This is a genomic window from Pantoea sp. SGAir0183 (genome assembly GCF_043545505.1).
In genome coordinates this window covers 2624673-2649467 of the sequence record NZ_CP028053.1, presented here as the reverse complement: position 1 = coordinate 2649467, position 24795 = coordinate 2624673, and the positions used below count along the sequence as shown (strand labels likewise).

Annotated in this window: 19 protein-coding genes and 2 pseudogenes; 9 read left to right on the top strand and 12 right to left on the bottom strand. The window is 51.6% G+C overall.

Translation table 11 applies throughout. The annotated features are described in order from the left end of the window. Positions 1-1020: 1020 nt before the first annotated feature. From C1N59_RS12295 to C1N59_RS12280, 4 genes are read right to left on the bottom strand one after another with little or no spacing between them, the layout of a single operon-like run. Positions 1021-1818, bottom strand: coding sequence for an inositol monophosphatase family protein (locus C1N59_RS12295; RefSeq protein WP_394549620.1), 798 nt, complete (start codon positions 1816-1818; stop codon positions 1021-1023). Then, a complete protein-coding gene (locus tag C1N59_RS12290) occupies positions 1815-2876 on the bottom strand; it encodes an ABC transporter ATP-binding protein (RefSeq protein WP_394549618.1) in 1062 nt (353 codons plus the stop codon). Before C1N59_RS12290 ends, C1N59_RS12295 begins: the two co-directional genes overlap by 4 nt. Beyond that, positions 2869-4875, bottom strand: a complete 2007-nt coding sequence (locus C1N59_RS12285) for an ABC transporter permease (RefSeq protein ID WP_394549617.1) — start codon at positions 4873-4875, stop codon at positions 2869-2871. Before C1N59_RS12285 ends, C1N59_RS12290 begins: the two co-directional genes overlap by 8 nt. Beyond that, positions 4872-5828 (bottom strand): extracellular solute-binding protein, encoded by a 957-nt coding sequence (locus C1N59_RS12280; protein ID WP_394549616.1) that lies wholly within the window; start codon positions 5826-5828, stop codon positions 4872-4874. The genes C1N59_RS12285 and C1N59_RS12280 overlap by 4 nt, the downstream gene beginning before the upstream one ends. Positions 5829-6013: 185 nt before the next feature. On the opposite strand from C1N59_RS12280, the gene C1N59_RS12275 reads away from it, so the two are divergent. Then, positions 6014-7243, top strand: a complete 1230-nt coding sequence (locus C1N59_RS12275; protein WP_022623068.1) for an ROK family transcriptional regulator — start codon at positions 6014-6016, stop codon at positions 7241-7243. Between the two features lie 118 nt (positions 7244-7361). Here the strand turns inward: C1N59_RS12275 and C1N59_RS12270 are convergent, their stop codons facing one another. Next, positions 7362-7964 (bottom strand): tyrosine-type recombinase/integrase, encoded by a 603-nt coding sequence (locus C1N59_RS12270; RefSeq protein WP_394549614.1) that lies wholly within the window; start codon positions 7962-7964, stop codon positions 7362-7364. Between the two features lie 143 nt (positions 7965-8107). Here C1N59_RS12270 and C1N59_RS12265 point away from each other — a divergent pair, with 143 nt between their 5' ends. After that, a complete protein-coding gene (locus C1N59_RS12265; protein WP_394549613.1) occupies positions 8108-8701 on the top strand; it encodes a DUF3916 domain-containing protein in 594 nt (197 codons plus the stop codon). 193 nt (positions 8702-8894) lie between these two features. On the opposite strand, the gene C1N59_RS12260 is transcribed toward C1N59_RS12265, so the two are convergent. Beyond that, a complete protein-coding gene (locus tag C1N59_RS12260) occupies positions 8895-10169 on the bottom strand; it encodes an MFS transporter (RefSeq protein ID WP_394549611.1) in 1275 nt (424 codons plus the stop codon). Next, positions 10144-11214: an amidohydrolase family protein gene (locus C1N59_RS12255; protein ID WP_394549610.1), complete on the bottom strand. Its 1071-nt coding sequence runs from the start codon at positions 11212-11214 to the stop codon at positions 10144-10146. Before C1N59_RS12255 ends, C1N59_RS12260 begins: the two co-directional genes overlap by 26 nt. A 468-nt stretch (positions 11215-11682) precedes the next feature. Between C1N59_RS12255 and C1N59_RS12250 the strand changes: the two are divergent. Further along, positions 11683-11812, top strand: a pseudogene (locus C1N59_RS12250) (chorismate mutase); the annotation flags it as partial. Positions 11813-11819: 7 nt separating this feature from the next. Here the strand turns inward: C1N59_RS12250 and C1N59_RS12245 are convergent. The 4 genes from C1N59_RS12245 to C1N59_RS12230 all read right to left on the bottom strand — a co-directional run bounded on the left by C1N59_RS12245 (position 11820) and on the right by C1N59_RS12230 (position 17046). Further along, on the bottom strand, positions 11820-12764 hold the full coding sequence (locus C1N59_RS12245; protein ID WP_394549609.1) for a cytochrome d ubiquinol oxidase subunit II: 945 nt from the start codon (positions 12762-12764) through the stop codon (positions 11820-11822). Then, positions 12761-14122, bottom strand: a complete 1362-nt coding sequence (locus C1N59_RS12240; protein WP_394549608.1) for a cytochrome ubiquinol oxidase subunit I — start codon at positions 14120-14122, stop codon at positions 12761-12763. Before C1N59_RS12240 ends, C1N59_RS12245 begins: the two co-directional genes overlap by 4 nt. Before the next feature lie 1211 nt (positions 14123-15333). Next, the gene (locus tag C1N59_RS12235) at positions 15334-15660 is read right to left on the bottom strand and encodes a four-helix bundle copper-binding protein (RefSeq protein WP_205954473.1); all 327 of its coding nucleotides are present in this window, start codon (positions 15658-15660) and stop codon (positions 15334-15336) included. A 327-nt stretch (positions 15661-15987) separates the two neighbouring features. Then, entirely contained in the window at positions 15988-17046 is a 1059-nt protein-coding gene (locus tag C1N59_RS12230; protein ID WP_394549606.1) for an SDR family oxidoreductase, read from the bottom strand. 98 nt (positions 17047-17144) lie between these two features. On the opposite strand from C1N59_RS12230, the gene C1N59_RS12225 reads away from it, so the two are divergent. Both C1N59_RS12225 and C1N59_RS12220 read left to right on the top strand, forming a co-directional pair. Beyond that, positions 17145-18035: a LysR family transcriptional regulator gene (locus C1N59_RS12225; protein WP_394549605.1), complete on the top strand. Its 891-nt coding sequence runs from the start codon at positions 17145-17147 to the stop codon at positions 18033-18035. Between the two features lie 18 nt (positions 18036-18053). After that, positions 18054-18674, top strand: a pseudogene (locus C1N59_RS12220) (GNAT family N-acetyltransferase); the annotation flags it as partial. A 106-nt stretch (positions 18675-18780) separates the two neighbouring features. Here C1N59_RS12220 and C1N59_RS12215 read toward each other — a convergent pair. Next, on the bottom strand, positions 18781-19203 hold the full coding sequence (locus C1N59_RS12215; RefSeq protein WP_394549603.1) for a MarR family winged helix-turn-helix transcriptional regulator: 423 nt from the start codon (positions 19201-19203) through the stop codon (positions 18781-18783). 198 nt (positions 19204-19401) lie between these two features. Between C1N59_RS12215 and C1N59_RS12210 the strand changes: the two genes are divergently transcribed. The 4 genes from C1N59_RS12210 to C1N59_RS12195 all read left to right on the top strand — a co-directional run bounded on the left by C1N59_RS12210 (position 19402) and on the right by C1N59_RS12195 (position 24032). Further along, the gene (locus tag C1N59_RS12210) at positions 19402-19965 is read left to right on the top strand and encodes a non-oxidative hydroxyarylic acid decarboxylases subunit B (protein WP_394549602.1); all 564 of its coding nucleotides are present in this window, start codon (positions 19402-19404) and stop codon (positions 19963-19965) included. 33 nt (positions 19966-19998) lie between these two features. Beyond that, on the top strand, positions 19999-21426 hold the full coding sequence (locus tag C1N59_RS12205; RefSeq protein WP_058709221.1) for a non-oxidative hydroxyarylic acid decarboxylases subunit C: 1428 nt from the start codon (positions 19999-20001) through the stop codon (positions 21424-21426). 9 nt (positions 21427-21435) lie between these two features. Then, a complete protein-coding gene (locus C1N59_RS12200; RefSeq protein ID WP_375096212.1) occupies positions 21436-21663 on the top strand; it encodes a non-oxidative hydroxyarylic acid decarboxylases subunit D in 228 nt (75 codons plus the stop codon). An 845-nt stretch (positions 21664-22508) separates the two neighbouring features. After that, entirely contained in the window at positions 22509-24032 is a 1524-nt protein-coding gene (locus tag C1N59_RS12195) for a diguanylate cyclase (protein WP_394550848.1), read from the top strand. Positions 24033-24795: the final 763 nt, after the last annotated feature.

Genomic DNA, 24795 nt, shown 5'->3' with positions numbered 1-24795 from the left:
ACCGGTTATTTTCAAAATTGAATTGCAGTCGATGTCGTTCTGTTGCATCGTAACTAGCCGGGTAGTCTTGAAAATCTCAGTCTCAAGCTATTTTACCACCTATTGATACCGATTCTAGATCAATTTTTCAGAGGGAAATATGAAAAAACAAAAGGTTGAATATGGTTTAGAACTTGAACCAAATGCAGATTATAAGATGGAGTGGCTTCATGAAAGAGATAAAAAAATTTCGAGTCATTAACAAAATGGTTATACCTTGGAGCTGATATTAAAGACAGCGGATTTGCTAAGGTAGGTTTGACCATGGGTGACCTTTCAAGTCGATCATATAGTTCTGCCAATCCTAACTATTATTTGTTTTGTGCTTTTAAATGTCGAGATGATCTTACGAAAACCGAGGTTGAAAAAATTGAACGAAGCGCATTGTAATATCTAGAACGCGTATTTGATAATGTAGATGGTACTTCAAACCGAGCGAGTCACTCGGAATCTGGTCGTTTGTCTGAATGTTTTTATAACATTAACTTTACAAACTTCTTCATTAGCTATCATGTTTATCTTTTTGAACACTTTAGCAATAAATTTATCGTCTGCGGGTTTGAGAACGAGTTTGGAGATGATGAGGGCGAGTTTCTTGATTGTGAGTTTAATCCAAAGTTCACGCAGCAAGAAAAGAATAAATTTATCAGGATGATACTTCGTTGGTAAGGCATATAAAACGTTAAAAAACATGAGGTCAAAAAAGGCATAAAAGTTAATGACAGCAGACAATACGCTTTTTGATATTTGACCTCGCGAGACATAGCTTCTGCAATGTCCGCTCTTGGCACCAAGCGGACATTAAAGAATACCTGAGTCCGTTATGTGCGACACCGGTCAAAGTCGGGTCAGAAGTTAAAACGAACCCTACTGACATGCATACTTGAGGTCTGTGGTGCTCAATAGTTTTAAAAGCTATGTGCTGACACATCTGGCCTGTGCGCATTTCATATATGCATGTAGATATAGCTCACTGAGGGGTTATGAAAAGCGTTGATGGAACCAGTCATAAAGTTCAGGACGCGCTGCTACCACCGAACCTTCATGGGCTTCTTCGCCAGAAAATTGCCTGACCTGAATGCCGTTTTCCTGGGCAATCAATTTTCCTGCGGCGATATCGTAATAACTCAACCCGTCCTCAAAAAACGCGTCCAGTCTGCCTGATGCGACATAGGCAAGATCGAGCGCCGCCGAACCCAGTCGCCGGACGCCTGCGCTTTCAGCCATAAGCCGCGCCAGGCCGTTAAAAAGTACCGTCTGGTCAATTACCTTTAACTGTCCAGGAACAGGCAGCGAGACCGAGCACAGTGCTTCAGCCGGTGTTTTCGCCGTCAAATCCGGAAGCGGCAGACCATCCAGGCGGGCACCTTGACCTCTGATGGCGGTAAAGCACTCTTCCCGAAGCGGATCGTATACAACGCCCAGTATTTCCCCCTCGTCATCGCAGAGCGCAATACTGACCGCAAAGTAAGGGATACCCCAGATAAAATTGCTGGTGCCATCCAGCGGGTCGACGACCCAGTATTGCGAATGATGGCCGCGGGTAAACCCCGTTTCTTCCCCCAGGAAACCAAAACCCGGCGCGTCTTCGTTAAGACGCGAAAAGATGATGCTTTCTGCAGCCAGATCGGCGGCAGAAGCATAATCTGCGGTGCCTTTCTTACAGATGTCGGTGTCTTCCAGGCTGCCAAAGCGCTTAATCAGCTCAGCACCGCCTGCCCGGGCTGCGCGCTTCGCCGCCAGAAGAAGGCGAGGTCTGTCTAGGTCATTTTTTGTCATGCCTCCTCCTTCATAAAACGTGGGTTATCAAACGTAATGCCTACACGCTTGCCGCGCGGCAGAGGGGCGCTGGCTTCAGCCGAGAGGCTGTGCTTGGGGCTGAATGACAAGATGTGAACCCATGCGCGGCCAATGTAACGTACATCCGTGACGGTCACGTCGCAGGCGCCAGTGCCCGGCTCACAAAAGTGAACGCTTTCGGGGCGCACGAAAAAGGTTGCTCGTCCTCTTCGTGACGGAACGATGATGTTTAAAAAAGGACCTTCATCCGGTCTGAAGCCCTGGTCTTCCAGCACGCCGTCGATAAAGTTGGCCTGACCGACAAAGTCTGCCACAAAGCGCGTTTCGGGACGGGAATAGACCGCTTCCGGGCAGGCGAGTTGATCGACTTTTCCCCCCCTCATTACGGCAATGCGGTCAGACAGCGCCAACGCCTCTTCCTGATCGTGTGTGACATAAATAGCGGTCACACCGATGCGCTGCTGCAATTCGCGCAGTTCCTGCCTTAACGAGACGCGGAGTTTTGCGTCAAGGTTGGACATCGGCTCATCCAGTAACAACAGTGGCGGATCGATAACAAGTGCGCGGGCCATTGCGATGCGCTGTTGCATGCCGCCGCTCATTTCAGCCGGATAGCGTTCTTCCACATGGCGAAGCTGCACCTGAGCCAGTGCAAGGCGAACCCGTTTTTGAATGTCTTCCCTGCTGATTTTCCGTAACTTAAGCCCGTAAGCCACGTTATCGAAAATGGTTTTATTGGGCCACAGCGCGTAGTTCTGGAAGACAAAACCGATATTTCTGTCCCAGGGGGCGCGTGTTGACACGTCGACGCCGTCAAATAAGATGTGACCGCTGTTAATCGCGTGAAAGCCTGCCACTGAACGAAGTAAGGTCGTTTTACCGCAGCCTGACGGGCCCAGCAACGTAAAGAACTCGCCCGGTCGGATCGTCATTGAGACATCATCCAGAACAAGATGCGTGCTATAGCGTTTTGACACAGACTGAATAGTCACCTCACAGCCTCGCCGCGATGCTGCGTCGTGATGAATGTCAGACATAATTGTTCCTCTCCGACTGCCCGTAACGGACAACGGCATAAAGTGGCACATAGATAATCAGCATCAGCAAAATCGTCTGGGCTGCAGAAATGCCAAAATCGGCATCGACCAGCGTGTTTTCAAATATCACGGCCGTCATGGGCTTCCAGGGCGGACGATAGAGGACGATTGTCGAAGACAGTTCAGTGACGATATGTAAAAACGTCAGCGTCGCACCGGTGAGTGCCCCGGCCAGCATTAGCGGGGCCGTGATGGTCAGAAAAACGCGAGCGGGTCTGGCACCTAAGCTGATGGCGGCTTCGTCGAGAGCAGGATGAACCTGGCGAAGTGCGGCTTCAGACGCTTTAACGGTAAAGGGCAGGTTTCGGACGACGTAAGCCAGTGCCAGAATAAACCACGTCCCGGTGAGCTGCAGAGGTGCCTGATTGAAAATCAGGATCAGCCCGATGCCCAGCACGGTTCCAGGAATAACATAAGGCAACATGACAAGACCGCTAAGCGAAGGCGCAAGGAATGTGTAGCGTTTACGCACCAGAACGTAAGCCACGCCCAGTCCCCCGGCAAAGGCAACCAGCGTGCCCGAAAGACCCAGTGACAGCGTGACCCATGCGGGCATCAACCCGTTTTTCCACATGGTTACATAGTTAGCCAACGTGGGAGTCAGCGTTGGCAGGCCCACACGCCATTTAACAAAGCTGGTAACCAGCACAGTGATGTGCGGGACAAAGGCCAGCAGCAGAACACAGCCGCTCAGGATAAGGGTCAGGCAGTGACCTGCACGGGAAAGTTCGCGTTGTTCGGGACGCCGTGATGAAACGGCAGCATAGCCACGACGTGAAAGATAGAGCTGCTGCATCATAAGAAAAAGGCTGGAAATCGCGACCAGAACCACTGAACCCGTGGCCGCCAGTGCAGGGTTTCTTCCCGCTTCACTCAGAAACGCGTTATAGATCAGTACAGGTAAGACATTCAAATCAAGACCAATGATGCGCGGTGTGCCGAAGTCTGACAGGGCCGCCATCATCGCCAGATAGAGCCCTGTCACGATTCCCGGCATGGCTAACGGAATCTCCACTGTCAGACGGGCACGTAAGGGGGATGCGCCCAGAGACTCTGCTGCCTCAATATGGGACGCATCCAGTTGCCGAAAGGCGCTGTAACTGAGCAAAAATATAACCGGAAAAACCAGCCAGGTGATGACCCAAGTGACCCCATAAATGCCCACAATTGACGTCTGCAAGTCCAGCAACGTCGTCACAATCCCGTTGCGTCCCAGCAGAAGCCGCCAGGCATAGGCACCAAGGAAAGGGGGAGAAACCGATGCCATTGTCACCATGAAAACAAGCGCGTTGGCGCCTGCAATTCTGAAGCGCGCGATCATATAGGCCAGCGAAACGCCAATTAACGCGGCGAGCGTCGTGGCAAAAAAGGAAATCATCAGGCTGTTCAGGGTAGCGTGCAGCGTTTCACTGGTGGCAATAAAGGCAAAATAATGGCTGAGCGTATAGGTCAGCGTCGGATTTTCTGCTGTGATAAATGCATTCGTCGCGTGCCCGAGAATGACTGTTCCGTCTGGCTGCAAGGTAGCCGTTAGCGATTTTGCCGCTGTTCGACTGAAAAGGCTTCGCGGCGCTTGCTGAGTCAGGAGTAAAGTGTCGCTGCCCACGCCTAAATGCATTTCTCCGCGGCTTGCAGAGGTAACGCTGAGCGGCGATGTACTGTGAATCACTATTTTATTTGTGCCCGAGGCGACAAAACGCAGTGGTTCATCGCCACGTTTTGTCACCGTCACGCCATCCTTATCTGTTTTCAGCGTATAGTCGCGAGTCATTTCCGGAACGGCGTCAAGCCCTCCAGCCCGACTTACAAGGGTAAATTTGCCACTGTCGCTCAGCAATGATGCGCTGAGCAGGCGAGCCTGAGGCCAGAGGATGGTTATTCCACAGAACAGCAGCATAAGGACGGTGAACCAGCGCCATGAATCACGAAGCCCTTTCATTTTGGTAACGCCGCCTGAAAACGTGCGACGACAACCTGTTTAGGGTCCTGTGGCGAGATAATATTGAGCGTGCTCAGATCGGGAAGCGCAGCGGGAGGCGCGATATCTGAGCGGGCTGAACGACGTATCGTGAGATCCCTGACTTTTTCATGCGTGTCTTTCTGTCCGAGAAAGTCGATAAACAGTTTGGCCTGATTGGGATGAGGAGCGCCCTGAACGACAGCCTGTGCATCAATCTGACCGGTCACCGCATCAGTGGGATAAACAATGCTGACCGGCAGTCCGTTGGCTTTCCATTTAGCGCCCAAATCTTCGTTTATCCAGCCTGCCGCGGCTTCGCCATCACGGACGGCGTTGAAGGCATCATCGGAGCCTGCTGCGATCCGTGCACCTTTGACCAGATTGCAGATAAACGGCCAACCAAACTGTCCGGCAAGCGCCGATATCAGGGTATAACCGGTTCCCGAACGGGCCGGATCGGGGATGATCAATGTCCCCTGTTTTCGCCATTTTCCTGTTACCATATCGGCCTGCGAGGACGGCATTTCTGTTGAAGGGACACGCTTCGTACTCACGATGATGGGTTGCAGAAGAAGGGTAAAAGGATGCCAGATATGACGTGGATCTGCGGTGACCATTGCACTGTCTGTTTTGCTCTCATAAGGCTGGAACAGAGCCGCATTTTCATCATAAATCTGTGTGGGGCCTCCCCACATGAGATCCGCTGAAGGGTTGCCTGCCTCGGCGCGCAGCCTTTCGACCACTTCGCCAGTACCGCCTCTTACCAGTGTGACGTTAATTTCCGGATGCACTTTTTTAAACATCTCAAGGACAGGTGATGTCGTCGTTTCACCGTGAGCCGTGTAAATCACCAACTCAGAAGAACTGGCGGTGCCCGTCATTAATAACGCGCTGACGGTCAACGCGACCAGGGAATAAAACACCTTACTCATTGTCGGCACACTCCTGCATTTAAATCCAGTTAATGGTTTAATTAAATGGTGAATGTGGGCAATTAAACGGGGCTTTTATGATTTTTTTATGACAAAAATCGATTTTTTTAAAAATTGAGCGCTGGACGTGATTAGGCTCTCCATTCTATTATCCATTTAATGGATTTAAAAAAGGCGAAAGCACTGTGGCATACCCGGGTAATAACCATGCCTTTTCAGGCCGCTATAATCGCAGGCTGGTTTTTGATCTGATCCGTACGGCTGGTGTGCTATCGCGATCGGACCTGGTCAACGCAACAGGACTCCAGCCTCAAACGATTACTAACATCACAAAGGATTTGCTTGAGCGTGGGCTGGTCAGTGAGGAAGGGCGCCTGCAACACCGACGCGGTGCCCCGCAAAAGTTGTTGCGGCTTAATCATCGCGCAGGTTGTGCTTTAGGAATACATCTTGATCGGAAAGGGATTACTGCTGTCGCCTGTGACCTTGCCGCAAATGCGTTAGCCAGCCTGCACGCGCCAATGGAGTGGAATAATCCTGAAGCGAGCCTCGACACCATCGCCCACGTCATTGCCGATCTGACGCTGAAGTGTGAGGGGATACCTGTGTGGGGAACCGGCATCGCGATGCCGACCCTGCAGGAGGCCGGATACGAGGAGTACGTCGGTGCACCGGGTTGGCAGTCGTGGAGCCAGATTCCCGTCGCCGACAGGCTTGAAGCGCGCTGTGGGGTACCGGTTATTGTTGAGAATGATGCGACTGCCGCTGCGATAGCAGAACGCCATGCGGGGGCAGCCAGTGGAATGACGCATTACGTCTATATCTTTGTCGGTCACGGACTGGGTGCCGGAATCATTGTCGACGGTCTGCCGTTTCAGGGGGCGTTTAACAATGCGGGTGAGATTGGGATGATCTGCTGGCCACCTGAGTTAACGAAGTGCCCCCGCGATATTCCCCCTTTCTCATTAGAGGAGCTGGCAACCACGTTGAACGTTGACCTGGATGCGGTTGAAAAGCCCGGCTATCTTGAAAAATTGTACGTTCAACGAGACAGTCAGCTGATGTCATGGCTGGAATGCAACAGTAAGCGGTTACGTATCCTTATTTCAGTCATTGAAAACATGTTCGATCCGCAGAAAATTTTGATTGGGGGCTATCTTCCTTCAGCGCTGTTTTCCTCGCTGGTTGATCGCACCTATCCATTACTTCCTTCTGTCTCTGCCCGAAAAACAAGAGACACGTCGCGGTTAGAAAGTGCGCGTCTTGGAGCTATGGCCCCTGCAATTGGCGCTGCGCTTTTGCCCGTAATAGCTCATGGCAGCCCGCATTTCAGACAACTGTCACTGATGCGCACCAGAACTCAAACTATAGATCCTGAGGTCTTATTTGACCGGATTGCTGGTAAGGTTGATTAAAATCGTTGCCAGTTGGATTGCATGAAAGCATATCTAACCGTGCTTTCATTTTTTAATTTGTATATTCCTCGAATGATGTCTCCTTTTGGCACCGGGCTGCTGTTGCAGCCCTCCTAAATCAAACTTCAATAGACTCAGATATCTCCAGGGCATCATCCACTTCAATACCGAGATAACGGACGGTACTTTCGAGATTTTTGTGACCTAAAAGTAGCTGGTTCACTCGAAGATTCTTCGTTTTTTTATAGATCAGACATGGCTTGGTTCTTCGCATAGAATGCGTACTGTACAGAGTCTCGTCGAGACCCAGCTTATCAATCCATCCATGAAAAATACGGTTATATTGCCTGGTTGAGATATGTCGTGAAGAACCGACGCGGGACTGGAATAGATAGTCGCTACTATGTAGATGAGCCATTTTGATCCAGGCTGCTACAGCCTCTCTTGTTCCTTTAGTAAGTTCAAACTGTACAGGACTTCCAGTTTTTTGCTGCAGCACTGTCGCTCTGCTCGAAACAGAGTGCCCATAGGCTACATCAGAAACTTTTAGCTTTACCAGATCACAGCCCCGAAGTTTACTGTCCAGAGCCATGTTAAACAGAACTAAATCGCGTACTTTTCCTTCCAGCTCAAGTCTGATACGGATACCCCAGATATGAGAGATCTGAAGAGGCCGTTTCTGGCCAATAATACGGCCCTTGTTCCAGGGGGATGTTGTCATGCTCAATCTCCTTTGGTTAGGAGATGTGATTATGGTTGTCCCATATGAGCGAGGAGCGGACTGACATAAAAGGTCCAAAAGAAGAAAAGGGCGTTACATTGCTATGTAATAATTAGCTGTAATTTTGAGCACAACATGATTCTGTGTTGCACTATCGCCTACATTATTTCACCAGTTTAAAATATAAAATAATCATAAGCAGAGGACTTAACAGAAATCATCGAACCAAATTCAGAAACATTCCACGCCGCCTGAAAGCTCTTAACCGTTGGGCTGATACTTTCAACTGCCTTGAGCGAGCCCTGTTTTCTGAAAATGAGCAATACTGCAATTTCAAAATCTCTGTGGAAATCAATCTTGTTCAGGGAAAGTACAGCACGCTTAGATATGAGGCAGCCTGTGCGCAAGCCATGATCAACGCTTGTTCAAATCTCATTACGGTAACTGCAGACAAGAATTATCTCCCACGGATTACTGCTGTTATATGCCTTCCAGATATGTTTACAAGCGAAATCTGTCTGTATCGGTCAGAGGACTATTACCAAAGCTTTATTACTGAAAACTATTCAGAAAAGGGTGCCTCCGCTTTGATTCAGGAACACAGCCTGGCTGCTGGGTGGGGGCTCATGCTTCCAGCTAATGTGCAGGAGCTGGGTATAACACTCGAATACTACGGGAGTGAGAATCGTGATGAATGGTTCACCGGAGAGCGTTGGTATTATGGTCAGGTCATGTGATAGTGCTGTCTTCTATGTTTAATTGAACATCCGCTTTTGGCAGCAAGAGTGACACGTCATTGGGGTAATAAATTGATCAAAAGCGGTGAGCCCGGAAGGATGGTTAGCATTGCACTAACCATCGGTTGTCTCTCCGCGCCACTAAAAAAGCACGGCCAAAACAGTCGTGCCTTATCAGGCTACAGGAAAAGAGCTATTGCAGCTTAATGCCTTTCGTTTCGGGTGCCATCCACACCACAACCATCGCGGCGATAAAGGCCAGAACTGTGGTCGCCAGCCCTGCGGTAAATCCCCCTATGCTGGCAACATAGCCAATAAGTAGCGGCGCAATAAACCCACCTAAGCGACCACCGTTATAAGCCAGGCCCATTAAAAAGCCGCGTGACTGTGTGTCGCCAATAATCTCGGCAAGGAAGGGCCCGGAGCCGGCAAAAATACCGTTTACACCAAACCCCGCCATAAAGATGGCTGCCATCAGAACCAGTGGCTGGCTTGTCGCCAGATACAGGCCGACTGCCACAGCGCCGATAAACAGGTAGAGCAAAAACATGGGCCTGCGCCCCCATTTATCTGCCAGGAGTGAAAACACAAGGAAGCCGGCAATCGCACCTGTTTGCAAGGCCAGCACAAATTTCAGGCTGTGCAGGAAATCAAGGTGCTTCACTTCACGTAGATAGGTGGGCGTCCAGGTAAAAACACCCCAGAACAGGTACTGAATGAAAAAAATAAAGGTAAAGGCCAGCAACAGTCCTTTTAGATTCGTTTTGCCCGACCGCGCCGTCTGGGTCGGTCTGTGAGCCCGTTCCCGCTGGCGTGCCAGCCACACTGGCGATTCAGGCGTGATATAGGCAATGACCATCATGATAAAAACCGGCAAGGCGCCAATCATGAAAAGGTATCGCCATCCGCCGTTTTCCAGTTTGCCTGTCAGCGCCGTGACCAGTGCCGTCAGCCCAATCGCTAAAATGGCCCCCACCGGCAAACCCATTTGCATCAGTGCACCACCCCGGGCACGGCGTTCAGGGCGCCACGTTTCGGCGATGAGCGCTGCCCCTGAGGTCCACATCCCACCCATTCCCAGTGCCCCGCAAAATCGCAGCAAAGCAAAGGTTTGTTGATGATGGGAAAAGGCCAGCAGTCCTGAGAAAAGCGAATAGATCGTAATACAAATGAAAGCGGTTCTGACTCGTCCGATTTTGTCGGCGACCATCCCGAACAGAATGCCGCCAATGATTTGTCCGCCAGCCGTGGTGCTGATAAACAGACCCAGTTCAGTTTTGCTGACAGCAAATACCACGCCAAGCACAGGCAATAAAAGCGAGAGCAAAAATGAGTCATAGCTTTCAAAAGCCCACCCGAGCCCACCCAGCGCGAGCGTTCGTTTTTCTGCCGATGTTTGAGAGAGCGTCAGGCTTGCTTCATTCTGTTCCAGTGAATGAGCCTCATGCGGTCTTGATTTGATATTCATCAGCATTCTCCAGGGAAGATAAGCGATAGCTCAACGCTGCGGTGCGCCAGAAAAGGTGTGCTTTTTCGTCGGCAGACACGTGTTCAGCCAGCCGTTTGCAGGCGTTCCAGAACACGCCATAGCTGAACATGCCTTTGTCGACCGGGAAATTGCTGGCAAACATACAGCGTGTGACGCCGAACGTTTCGACCAGCGTTTCAAACAGTGGCCGCCAGGCGAGAGAGAGCGTCAGCGAGTCCGGTGGTGTGGCGTTTTGTGCGAAGGGAAAGCCCATGACAGTCATGCCAAAGCCGCTGATCTTCATGCTGACGTTTGGTCGTTCAGCCAGAGCGGTAATGGCGTTTTGCCACGCCTGAAAGGCGGTATCCCTTTTGCCAGCATAAGGCCCCGTGCCGATCGGCCCGCCGCAGTGGTCCACAATGATATGAAGATCGGGTAGCGCATCTGCCAGCGCAATAATGTCATCAAGCTGGGTGTGGTAAACCCAGACATCCAGCGAGAGTCCGTTCCGGACAAGGCAGGCTGCGCCTTTGCGAAATGCGGTAGTGGTGGCAAGGCCAGCAGGCGGTGTGACAGGGCTTGATACGACGCGGGGATCACTGTGCCAGGCAAGCGGATTACGCATTCCTCGTAAACGTCCACCTGAGCGCGCCATCATGAGTTCAATGACGGGTTGCAGGTCATCTCCTGCCAGCAGACTGGCACCACCTACAATCGCTTCGCAGCCTGCTGCCTTACCATAATGGCCACTGTCAAACATAGCGGCAGCGCCGCTCGCGAACTCAACCTCACCCACGGGCCTGAAAGCTTCAGGTCCGTTACAGCGCAGCATGGAACGGCACTGCACATAAACCGTCGACAGAACCCGGTGTCCGGACTGCTCAATATCGTGGCTGAACTCAGGAACCAGATAACGTCCTGACTGGCGATCCCATAAGTGGTGATGAGCATCCACTATCGTTAGATCGGGCATCAACGCGTTTTCGTGATGCCGTGCCAGCCAGGTTTCTCTGACAGGCAAATGCGGTGCGTTAACTGTCTCCATCGCTTCCCCTTATGCTTTTCGAACCCAATCTGACGTTGCTGACAGGACTCGGGAGCCAGTCTGCACGCAATGCGGGGTTTACAGAGTAAAACTGTGTTTTACAGAATAAATTGACTATAGAGTCATCGCCCAGCGGCAAGCCAGCAAAAAGAGGATGTTAATTGTGTAAATAAGATGTTAATCACAAATAGCCGGTCTTAACGTCAAAGCCGCGTTTTTAGCGCGTTGTTACCGCGCAATGTGTACGGGTCAATCAGTACACGTGATAACCCTGTCAGCTGCAGGTTTTAGGCAGAACATCGCGAAGGAGCGCCTGCACCGGGCATAAAGGGAGAACCGACACTTCCGGGGTCATTACGATGCTGATAGCTACACGCGTCTGGCTGGAATACTGTATTTAACCGGAGGGTTATGTCATGCCGCATACTTATAAACGGGTAAGACGAGATAGATGGATGTTCTTCGTTAATGGAAACGGTAAGAAAGCGAATCGATGAAATCGATAGTGCACCGGTTAACCTCATCGCGCAACGCAGCGAATGTGTTAAGGCTGCCGCAGCGTTCAGTTCGTGCGCCAGATCGTGTCTGTCAGGTTATCTGTGGGATCATTTGACCCGTCCCCGAAAAACCCAGAAAGCCCAGCTATTGTAGACCAGTGTCAGGGGCATAATGATGGCGATGCCCGCCAACAAGAAATACTGACCAGAGGCACCTGAAGAGGCGTCAGACAGCGTTAACGTACCAGTAATCAGCCATGGATACATGCCGGTCATCAGGGTGATAAACGTGAACGTCACCATCAGCAGCGCAAAAATTAACGGCGATAAAGCGGCGTTACTTTTCAACTTCACGATCAGCCCTGCCCAACAGAGTGCGACAAGCGCGAGGCTTATTTTTCCGGGAAGCGTTGAGAGGGCTTTCTGCCAGGGGGCAGGTAAATACGCTATGTTAAAAATGAAAAACAGGAAAGTCAGCCCCAGTAACCACCCACTCAGTTGCCTCGCACGTATGTTTGCCTGATCGCCCACGCGCCAGCGTATCCAGCAACAGGCCAGCAGGCTGTTAATCCATACCATGCCCAGGCCACTGATTAATGCATATCCCGACAGCCAGCTAAATTCGGTTTGACCCGGTAAACCGCTCACCAGTAAGCCGGCCATATAGCCCTGCAAGAAACCGGCCGCAAACGATGCGATAAAAAGGACGAAATCAAGCCAGCGCTTAACGCGAGATGAAGCCTGCCCGCGGTATTCCAGCGCCAGCGCACGGCCAAAGAGGGAGAAAAACATCAGAAACAGCGGAACATAGATAGCATTAAAGATCCGACTGTAGGCCGCGGGAAATAGTGCTAAAAGCGCACCCGCGGTCAGGACAAGCCAGGTTTCATTAGCATCCCACACAGGCAGGATGGACTGGACCAGGCGGCGGCGATCCTGCTCATTATCAAAAAAAAGAATAACGGAACCGACGCCCAGATCGGTTCCGTCCAGCAAGAGGTAGATGAGTAACGAAAAGGCTACCGTGGCGGCGGACAGATCATCGAGACTCATGAAGAGGCCTCCGTGCTGATTTCGTCGCTGAGCGCATGACTGTCGAACGAATTAACGAGGCGTAAGAAATAATAGATTCCCAGGCCAAAGACCAGAGAATACACCCCGATGATGCCGGTGAAAGAGAAGATGACGGTCGATAAAGAAAGGGGAGCAATACTTTGGTCGGTACGTAATAACCCGTAGATCGTCCAGGGCTGACGGCCCACCTCAGTCACGATCCAGCCTGCGAGCAGGGCAATAAAGCCAGCGGGCGTCAGGCCCACAACCCCCTTCATCAACCGGCGCGGCCACAGCGCGCGCCGGTAACGCAGCCAGAGCGCGGTCAGGCTGGTCACAAAAATTATGAGCCCCATACCTACCATCACGCGGAAGGCAAAAAAGACCGGCCAGACCGGCGGCTGTTGATCAGGCTGGAATTCGCTCAGACTTTTAATGTGCCCGGTGAGGTTATGGCGCAAATAAAGTGAGGCCACTGTCGGGATCGCCACTTCTGCGTGGTTAACCTGCGCTTTTTGATCGGGCAGGGCGAAAAGGCGTAAAGGCTCCCCCTCACCCTGAGGCGGCCTGCGCCAGCTGCCTTCAATTGCAGCCAGTTTAGCAGGCTGGTAGTCATGGGTTTTTTCGCCCTGCAGATCGCCCGTTACGATTTGCAGCGGCATAGCAATCAGCAGCAGCCAGAGGGACCATGACATCACACATTTCGCGGCAAGGTCGGCGGGTTGCTTAAGTAACCGCCATGCACTGGCCCCGGCAGTCACGCAAAAACTCGCAATAAGAGAGGCCAGCACCATATGCGTAAACCGCAGTGGAAACGAGGGAGAGAAGACGATGCTTATCCAGCTCCTGGCATGGAAAATGCCATGCTCATCGCGGAGATAGCCAACAGGCGTTTGCATCCAGGAGTTGGCGGCAAGGATCCAGAATGCGCTGAGGAAAGCCCCTAACGCCACCAGGCAGGTTACAACGAAGTGCAGTTTTGGGTTTATTTTACCCATACCAAATAACATCACGCCGGTCAGGCCTGACTCCAGGAAAAACGCCACCAGGATTTCATAAAACATCAGGGGGCCCATGACGCCACCCACTTTATGAGCAAAGGGGCTCCAGTTGGTACCAAACTGGAATTCCATGACCACACCCGAGACGGCACCCACTGCAACCGTGAGCGAAAAGACTCGCATCCAGAACTGAAGCGCCTGCCAGTGGTGTGAACGGCGGTAGCGTAACCAGGCTCCTTCCAGCAAAACAATGATCAGGCCAAGCCCCAGGGTAAACGCCGCCAGCACAATGTGCATGCCTATCGTCAACGCAAACTGCGCGCGCGACAGCAAGAGTACGATTTCGGATTCAGGCATCAGCATGGCTGACCACGGTAACGGCTGACACCGTTTCCAGACGATTGTCGGCTCTCCCGGCCCGACGCGCACATGTCTTGCCGGGCCGGTTTTATCTCCCGCCGTAACGTATCGTCTTTCGTTAACCTGATGATGTGCTCATCAGCCCGTCCTGCCATCTGCGTCGTTTTTGCAGCATGAACGATGACTAACGCCACCGGATTAAACGCCCCGGACGGAATCGTTACCTGCGGCTCAAAGCGCCGTAACCGCTTCTGCACGGCATTGCGCACACCAGGCGGATGCGGGTCGTTGACTGGCTGCGCATAAATCGATGTGTGGCTATCGGCCTTGTCCGTGACAGGACGCAGGAAACCCTGTCGATGTCTGCTTTCCCGCAACCAGACAGAGCATCTGCTTGCCGTATGCCCGGTGCGGACAAATTGCGCGCCAGGTCTGGCGGTTCGGCGATAAGAATGTCGCTGGACAGGCCGCCTGTTCAGGGGGCAGGGGGTAACACGGCTGACGCCCGACGGCTGTTCCGCATCGCAGACAGAGGAGTATGTTTCCATCGTATTCGCCTTTCTGACCAGCAGGCCCGTGCGCTGAAAGGGTGACTCGCTGTTGCGCATAAACGGACCGGGTAATTTACTCAACGTTGTTTTAAATTAGCTGTCAGACGGGAATAAAGCAGGCGAACCGGCAGACTGAATAAATGAAAAGCCGCCGTCAAAGATAACAGTCAGAAAATTTTAATAACTTTAAACAGTCAGTTAGCGCAGCTGGATAGACGCTCGGGAATAATCTTAATTTTAGCCATGAGTGGGATGATCATGTTACCGCTTACCCCTGAAATAACAGGCTGCAATAAACGAAGCGCAGACGCTGATCTATTCGTTTGCCGCTGCGCTCTGAATGGTTATTCCGAATGGATTTTGATTCATAAAAGAATACATGTGCTGTAGAAAGTCAGGTAATGACAGAATTTCAACGCTACAGCTTACAACTCCTGTATCCTGTGCCAGTCCTTTTAAAATGATTTTATGCACGCATTAAACCTGTCACCGTGCAGAACGTATCAGACAGGGCCTGCCAACCGGTAAACTGAGTCGGCGAGTCACGCAGGATAGCATTGGCGCGACTGGATCGAGGTGACATCAGCTTCAGGCTGAATATTCACTCTGTCCTTTACCTTTATTAAAAACCCGCCAAAGCGGGCCTGGTAATCTGCCTCATGCGGCCATCTTCCTGCAATGTTCAGCACACTGGTGACAGGCTCTGGCGCAATCCTGGCAATGGTCATGTCTGTGCTGACCGCATTCATCGCTGCACCGCTGACAGACCTCCGCGCAGAGCTGACAAAGCGCTGACGCAAATTCGCTATTAAGCGCCATAAACTGCGCGGCAAGACGACATATATTGGCACATTGCATATCCAGTTTTATGCACGTGCGCATCATATCGACATTTTCTTCTTCAAGGCATGAGGCGGCACAATGGTCGCATGCGGCTGCACACAAATAACAAGCCTCAATACAGCTTTTGTATTCATCACGCATAATATTTCCTTAGTGAAGGTGGATTAATAAGCATGCAGAAGATGGCTGTTTATTCAAGGCTGAAATGACGCAATAACCGGTTATACAGGCTACATGGTTGACTTCCGGTGAATTATTCATGGGTGCTTAATTCAGTTATGCCGCGACGGACATAAAACGACGAGTAACGTCACAGAGGGGATGACGCCCGTGCGTCATAATCAACGCACAGGCATCATCAGCGGTTTGCTAAGCCCGCATTTTTTATACGACGGATCTGTTCCCGCGCAAGGGCGTCCCGACTGCCCACTTTTGTTTACGCCGGCCGGAACCCGCGGCGGTCAGCGATTAAGGAATTATGCGGGCAGTTCTGAACTGTCTGAACAGACGGAAGAACATCTCATCTGTTGCCTGCATGCCCCGAAATCCTGCACGGCGCAGCTTACTGCCATCGCCGAACATGTCATAATCCCAGCTAAAAACAAAGTCTGCGAACTGCCCGTCGTTCAGCTTCAGAATGTCAGATTCTGCCAGACGCTTGCTCAGCGCAAGTTCACGCCAGACTGAGCGGTAATCTGTGAACATACGCTCAAACGACACTCTCACGGGCGGTGCGCATTCAATCTCAAACCAACGCGCAATCAACGGCCAGAGTTCAGCCCAGCGCCAGACATCGCCGTTGTTGACGTTGAACGCCTGGTTTGAGGCCGCGGGTGAGGTGGCTGCCCAGAGCGTTGCATCAGCGAGTAAACCTGCATCTGTAAAATCAACGATGCTGCCCCAGGTCTGCGGTGATCCAGGAAAACGGAGCGGGAGATTCAGCGACTGACAAAGTGAAGCATACAGCGCGATGCTCAGTGCAAGATTCATGGTATTACCGGGCACGTTACTGCCTACTACGCCCGGCCTGACAGCATTCCATCGCCATAACCGTCCACGTTGATAATCGCTGAGCCACGTCAGTTGAGCCGCATTGAATTCAGCGCCAGCAACGCCAGGATCGCTTTCACGCGCAGGCGTTTTAAAGGGACCAAGATGTGCGCCATACACTTTATAACCCTGCATCAGGCTTACCGTTTTTAACGATGCCACGGTATCAATGTTGGACACCAGATTACGCAGCATGGTGACGTTGGGTTCCACCATTTCGGCCCAGTTGGCCGCGTTAAGCCAGGCACTGTAAAAAATATGCGTGACATGCGTTAACGGCTGCAGCGCACGTGCGGCCTGCCCGGCATCCCGTAAATCTACGGTGACAACGGGTAGGTTTTGGAGATGCGGCGATGGGTTACGGCTCAGGCCAATCACCTCCCAGTCATTTTGCAGCAGCGTGTTAACGAGCTGGCGCCCGACAATGCCACTGGCTCCCGCGACCAGCGCGACGTTTTTCGTTTGCAGCGTATTCATGCATTTTCTCCAGATAAGGTGACGGGAGAGAGTGTGATATATTCATTTTTTTGCGCATATCCCCCTTAACTGATGGCACTTATAAGTGAAATCATTAAATGAACAACAAGCTTAACGCGATGGCGACGTTCCTGCGGGTCGCTGAGGCAGGCTCCTTTTCCGCCGCTGCACGCCTGATCGGCATGAAACAGTCTGCCGTGAGTCAGCAGATTGCCGCACTGGAAGCAGAGCTGGGTGTGGTGTTATTTCGCCGGACAACGCGCGTTATGATGCTCACCGAGCAGGGAGAGAGGTACAGACGCGACATCAAACCTTTGCTGGATGCCATACGGGAAGCCGAGAGGGCGCTCAATCCCGGGGATCAGCAGTGGCAGGGCACGGTGCGCGTGCAGTTGCCCAGCGGCTTAGGGCGTCTTTTTCTTCCCCATCTTCTGGCGCTCCAGAAATCGCACGCCGGATTACATCTTGAGCTTTCACTTGATGATCGTATTGCCGACCTGGTCAGTGAAGGGGTAGATGTTGCGGTGCGGCTGGCGGGCAAATCGCCAGACTTACATGCGGTACGCATGCTGGGCCGCGTGACATCCGGGCTTTATGCGGCGCCGGGATTTAAACAAATTCATTCAGTTGATGAGCTGACGCAGTTGCCTCATATCCGGTTCAGCGGTCTCGTGCTGGACAGGCCTCTGCAGTTAGTTTCAGGAGAGGAGGCAATCGAATTAGAGGTGAACACCGTTTTTCGGGCCAACACCAGCGAAGGGCTCATCGCTGCTATTCAGGCAGGTATCGGGATCGGGGGCATTCAGCATCCGCTGGCAACGGAAGGGCTGGCGTCGGGGTTACTGGTTCCTGTCCTGCCGACATGGCGACTCCCGGATAGGTTTCTTTATGCGATTTTTCCTGATGCCCGTTTTATTCCCCCGAGCGTCAGGGGCGTTGTGGATGTGATCGCGCAGTTACTTCCTCAACTGGTGGGTATTCACGGTTAAGCCTGGTCCGTTCAGACGGGCACTGAGCGGGTCGCCGCTGCGCTGAGAAAGCTTGACCCTGCGCGACAGCACACTTTCTCACTGGGGCTGTCATCCTACGCCCGCGCACTCAAAGCCTGTCGTGAAAACACAGAGCTTGATGAACACAGCCATGTGAGCATCGTCACTGGCTACCAGCCGGGCATGGCAGGCCGCATTACGGAGATGCATGGCCGTTACTATGCCAGAGAGCACAATTTCGGTGCCTTTTTCGAAGCAAAGGTCGCAGCGGGCCTTGCCGATTTTACGGGACGTCTCGGTAATGAAGGCAACCAGATCTGGCTGGCAGTCATGAACGATCGTATCGTTGGCTCTGTGGCCATTGATGGTGAAGATCTCGGGAACAATGAGGCGCATCTGCGCTGGTTCATTCTTGACGATGACTGCCGGGGCAGCGGTGTCGGTCGAAAACTGATGGCAATGGCGATGGCGTTTTGCGATGAGCAGAAGTTCTCTGCGGTGCAGCTATGGACCTTTAATAAGCTAACGGCGGCAAGGCGCTTATACGAGTCATTCGGGTTTGAATTATCGAATGAGTGGGAAGGGGATCAATGGGGCAGCACGATTACGGAACAGCAATTTACCCGCAAAATCCGCTAACCGCGCCGTGAATATTCCCAGGCGGCGAAGATGGCCCTGGTGGTTTGTCATTCCGCTGCGGGTACGCCCCGGCGGTTAAACCTGTTTCTAAAAGGTAAGGATGCTTTCAGGAAACAGGTTTTTTTAACATGATCTTCAGGAGACTAATGATTTCGTTTTGTTCATTTTTTTCTAACCTGTTCAGAAAATGGGAATCAACGCGTTCAGCTATCGGTGCCGCAGTTTTAAGCATCTCTTCGCCCTGAACCGTCAGCGTAATAAATCTACGACGTTTGTCTTTTTTTCCCTCTGCACGATTGATCAGTCCTTTACCTTCCATTCGTACAAGCAGTTCTGCCAGCGTAGCCTTTGAACTCAACGCCGCCTCCATTAAGTCCAGTTGTTCGATTCCCGGTTGAGCATGAACGGCTGACAGAACAGCGAACTGTTGCTTTGTCAGAAAGGGCATCTTTTCCTGCCATAAGGCGGTATGTTCCTGAAGAAGTTTCCGCGTCAGATGAAAGAAAAGGTTGCTCAAGTCTTTGTGCATTAAGGTTTATTCCTGATTTTTTACCCGCAGTGTCCTGCTAATGTTAAATCATTATTCCCTCCGTTCAACACTCTTTGTCGGCAGACATAAAAGATAACGCTGATAATAGTAACCATAGAAATCAATTGACTTTCAGGGCGTGCCTGACGTACCGTCAATTTCATTCGTACACGAACATTATTTTAATGAGGCAGTCAGATGAGAATTGTCATCGGTATGACGGGAGCCACAGGCGCGCCTTTAGGGGTTGCGCTGCTCAGGGTTTTACAGGAAATCAGCGAGGTTGAAACGCATCTGATTTTGAGCAAGTGGGCTAAAACCACAATTGAACTCGAAACGCCTTTTTCATCGCGTGAGGTGATGAATATGGCTGATGTTGTGCACGGTCCTGCCGACCAGGCCGCTACCCTCTCGTCAGGCTCTTTTCACACCGATGGGATGGTGATTATTCCCTGCAGTTTGAAAACGTTAGCTGGCATTCGCATCGGATACGCGGAAGGGCTCATTGGACAGGCTGCTGACGTCATCATTAAAGAAGGCAGAAAACTTGTCCTGGTTCCCAGAGAGACGCCTCTCAGTCCTCTTCATCTTGAAAATATGCTGGCCCTCTCTCGTCTTGGCGTCGCTATGGTTCCGCCAATGCCCGCTTTTTATAACCACCCCAAAACTATTGATGATGTGATCGATCATGTCGTCGCCCGCGTTCTCGACCAGTTTGGAATTGCCTCGCCAAAGGCAAATCGCTGGAAAGGCCTCAACTAGTCTTTAGAAATTTCTGAGTATGGAGAGTGAATAATGGCGTTTGATGACCTACGTAGTTTCCTGAAGGCGCTGGACGAACAGGGCCAGCTTCTTGAAATTGATGAAGAGGTGTTGCCCGAACCGGATATCGCCGCCGCGGCAAATGCGACAGGGCGAATGGGTGAAGGCGCACCGGCCCTCTCGTTTAAAAAAATTAAGGGTTACCATCATGCTCATGTCGTGATGAACACCATCGGTTCCTGGCAAAACCATGCCATTTCGCTGGGCCTCCCACTGAATACACCAGTGAAACAGCAGATAGACGAATTCATTCGCCGCTGGGAAACGTTTCCTGTGGCTCCTGAAAGGCGCGCCAATGCGCCCTGGTCAGAAAATACCGTTGAGGGTGAAGAGATCAACCTCTTCGACATCCTTCCACTGTTTCGCTTAAACGATGGCGATGGCGGTTTCTATCTTGATAAGGCCTGCGTAGTTTCACGTGACCCACTTGACCCGGAACATTTCGGGAAGCAAAACGTTGGCATTTACCGGATGGAGGTGAAAGGTAAACGCAAACTCGGGCTGCAGCCCGTGCCGATGCACGATATTGCACTTCATCTTCACAAGGCAGAAGAACGTGGCGAAGATTTGCCCGTGGCTATCTCGCTGGGCAATGACCCCGTTATCACGCTGATGGGAGCCACGCCGCTGAAATACGATCAGTCAGAATATGAAATGGCAGGTGCACTTCGTGAAAGCCCGTACCCCATCGCGACGGCCCCTTTGACAGGCTTTGATGTGCCATGGGGATCGGAAGTCATTCTTGAAGGCGTGATTGAGGGCCGCAAACGTGAGATTGAAGGACCGTTTGGCGAATTTACCGGTCACTATTCCGGCGGTCGCAAGATGACGGTTGTGCGGATTGATAAAGTCTCCTACCGCACTAAGCCCATATTCGAATCCTTGTATCTGGGCATGCCCTGGACCGAAATTGACTATCTGATAGGCCCGGCAACTTGCGTCCCTCTGTATCAACAATTGAAAGCGGATTTCCCCGAGGTGCAGGCTGTAAACGCCATGTACACGCACGGTTTACTGGCCATTATTTCTACTAAGAAACGCTATGGTGGGTTTGCCCGTGCGGTAGGGCTACGTGCGATGACGACGCCGCATGGTCTGGGCTATGTCAAGATGGTGATCATGGTCGATGAAGATGTCGATCCCTTTAACCTGCCTCAGGTTATGTGGGCCCTGTCTTCCAAGGTCAATCCACAAGGCGATCTCGTTCAGTTGCCAAACATGTCCGTACTGGAACTGGACCCGGGCTCTAGTCCCGCAGGGATAACAGATAAGCTTGTGATCGATGCGACGACACCGGTCGCACCCGATATACGCGGCCACTACAGTCAGCCGGTAAAAGACCTGCCAGAAACCTCACTCTGGGTTGAGAAGTTAACGGCCCTGTTATCAAATCGCGGTTAAGGAGAGAGTATGATTTGTCCACGTTGTGCTGATGAGCACATTGAAATGATGGCAACATCGCCTGTTGAGGGTGTATGGACGGTACAGCAGTGTCAGCATTGCCTGTACACATGGCGCAGCACAGAGCCGGCCAGAAGAACGGCGCGGGAACATTATCCTGACGCTTTCCGCATGACCCAACATGATATTGATACGGCGCCGGAAGTCCCGTCTGTACCTCCTCTGTTAACCCGGTAATTTCCTTTATGGCGGGCCCAGGCCCGCTATGAATGATTTGCCACGTTAAACCTGCTTCATTTCTGTTACTGAATCAAAAAATTATTTGATGACATGACTTTGTACTGCGGTGAGATTAAGTGGGTGAAATTAATAATCGACGGACGAAAGCAGTAGATTCAGGGCACATTAACAGTATTCGCATCCAGAGCTGGTGTTAGCTTCACTCGTCAGTAGCTGTCACAGCAATATAAAGCGCCTGGTTCACATGACTAAATTAAAAAAGGACTATTCTGCTGCGGGGTTACCCTGTAGCTGACGAAGGCCAAAAGGGTGCCCGGAGGCTTTCCAGCCTGAGGGGGTTATCTTCAGCGCTCGGGATTTACCCAGACAGCTCAGCCTTTTCCATGAGATAAAAGCCTCCAGAAGAGCGGAACCGAGTGGACCTGAAAGGTGATGCTGACGCTCGGTCCGGTCGAGGCACATACAATAATTCCCTTCCCATTGTTCCGGAATTTCTGTTCCCTGTTGTTCTAACCAACGAGCCCTGTGTCTGTCAGCACATCGCGCTGGCTTTCCCCGCTGGCAATCAGTCCACGGTTAAGCATCCCTTTTCGTGACTCATCTGCGTTTCTGGCTTTTTGACAAACAGCCTGGACTCTCTTCAGCCCGGCGGGCAATACAGGGGAGACTCAAATGATAAAAACCTTGCAAAGGCAGTTGAGATGTTCGCCCGCCCAGGGAGGTCTGGTCAAACCTCAGAAAGCTTTTAAAATCGTCCACCTGCTATATCCTTAAGTGTTTCTAATGCCTTCCGGAGTCATGCCTTCTTGAATCAGTTACCCGATAACGTATCTTCCCCGCTGATGCGGACATCGCTTGGCCGTAGCCTGGCTGTATTTTTACTCGTTACGGCCCTGTCGGTTGTCGGTATTAACGCGTGGTCTCTCTGGAATGACTGGCGCCTCAAACTTTGTGAGCGGGAGGAAGGCGCGCGTAATCTTTCCGTCTCACTTGCCAGGCAGGCCGAAGACGCGTTTCTTCAGGTGGACATCACTCTTAGCGACGCAGTGAGGCAATTTACGCTGAACGGACCGGAGTATGCTTCCACGTCAGCATTTAAATCGCAAATCCACGAGCAGCAGGGAAAGCTTCCCCAACTGCACGGTTTGTTCATCTATGACAGACAGGGCAACTGGGTCGCGACGTCAGGCAGCTTCGTGCCGGTAAAGGCAACTAATGCTGACCGGGACTATTTTATCTGGCACCGCACGCATGCTGATACAGGGATTCATATCAGTCACGTAATCCGAAGCCGCTCAACGGGCGATTTGGTCATACCGGTATCGGTCCGGCTGAATGATGCCGCCGGCAATTTTGCAGGGGTTGCGCTGGCGACCGTGAAGGTGGACTATTTTCGGCAGTTCTACAGTTACTACAGCCTGGGCAAGCGGGATATGCTGGCGCTTATCCTTGCCGACACGTCCGTGCTTTACATTCGTCCTTTACCCGATTCCTATATCAACCGCAGCCTTTCCTCAAGCCCGCTGTTCAGGAGCGTGCTTAAAAATTCTGACAGCGGCAGTGCGTCATGGCGCTCTGCGCTTGACGGTGTGGAGCGGATATTTGGTTATGCCCGGCTGGAACGGTATCCACTGATTGTAACGGCAGGATATGACCGGGACGAAGCCCGGGCTGAATGGATATCTGAAAACCTGATCGATTTAGCACTCAATGTCGTGCTGCTGTTTGTCATCACCGGGATGGGGTTATTTATGCTGAGACAGGTCAGAGTCAACGTAAAAAACCAGCTGGAGTTGACGCTGGTCAGGGATGAACTTACCGGCATTAACCATACGCTTCAGTCACTGGCACTGGTGGATGGCCTGACGGGACTGGCTAACCGCAGGCAGTTTGATGTGCTGCTGGAAAGGAATCTGAAACGCTCGGCTGAGTCAGGTGAACCGCTGTCGCTGATTATGGTGGATATTGACTACTTCAAGCGCTACAACGATACGTACGGGCACGTGACGGGCGATGAGTGTCTGAAAAAAGTAGGTGTTGCCCTTAAGAGCGTTATCCATCGCAGTGACGATATCGTGGCCCGTTACGGTGGAGAGGAGTTTGCTGTCATCCTGCCAAATACCGGTCAGGCTGATGCACTGAAAGTGGCGCAACGGGCGGTGCAGGCCGTGTCCGATGCCGGACTGGTGCATAAAGCAACCGCTGTAGAGGGCGGGACCGTAACTGTCAGCGCCGGGTGCGGGACGATAACCGCCAGGGGAGACGCCAGTGAGGCAGAAAGACTAAAAGAGCAGGCTGATAACGCGCTTTATCAAGCCAAGCGAAACGGAAGAAACCGCGCCGTCAGTGGAAACAGTCAGTCCTGAGAGTATGGGGTTTAAGTTGTTCAGCGTCGATCGTCTGCCTGAGCCACGCAAAGACATATACGGGTTATTTCAATCCGGCAGCGACCAGAAATCCACTGGGTTACAAACCTGTTTCCACACAGCGCAGCCCAGACTTCGCTAAAGAAAGTATGAAAATCTTTCGTTTTCCAGAAAGTCCGGTGCACATCCATTAATTCCTGGCGTGACAACGTCTGCTTCTGACACAAAGCGGACAGGCTGACTGAGATGAGGGTCCGTTTTGAGCGAAAAGCGGACGCGCGAAGTTAGCCGACAGTAGAGAGTTTGCTAATGAAGCCGCGTATTCATTTACAGGGAGCAGGTCACGGTGATTCTGCAATAGAGACATAATCCTTTCCTTTTTTAAGGAGTAACTGGGAGAACAGGATTCAGATCTGATACGGGGTTGTTGCCCGGCGAAGCAAAATATATTTTAAACGTTCGCTTCTGACGTCGTGCGGACTCACACAGGTGAATGCACAAAGGGCAGGACTTATCTGAATTAAACCCGGTTCAAAGGGGATAGTGATGCTCATCTTAAAGAGAAGAACTCACCTTATCGAAAGCACAAAGCCTTTATGAGAGCGCTTTTAATCCTGGCCCTGAGTTGATGTGCCTGATCACTATCACCATTTGATTGCTACCCGTTAGCAACATATTCTTACTGTCTTTAATAACCCGTATTATCAAACTGACATATAAGCATTCTTGAATAACAGAGGCGCATCGGAGCCTGACGCTGAGA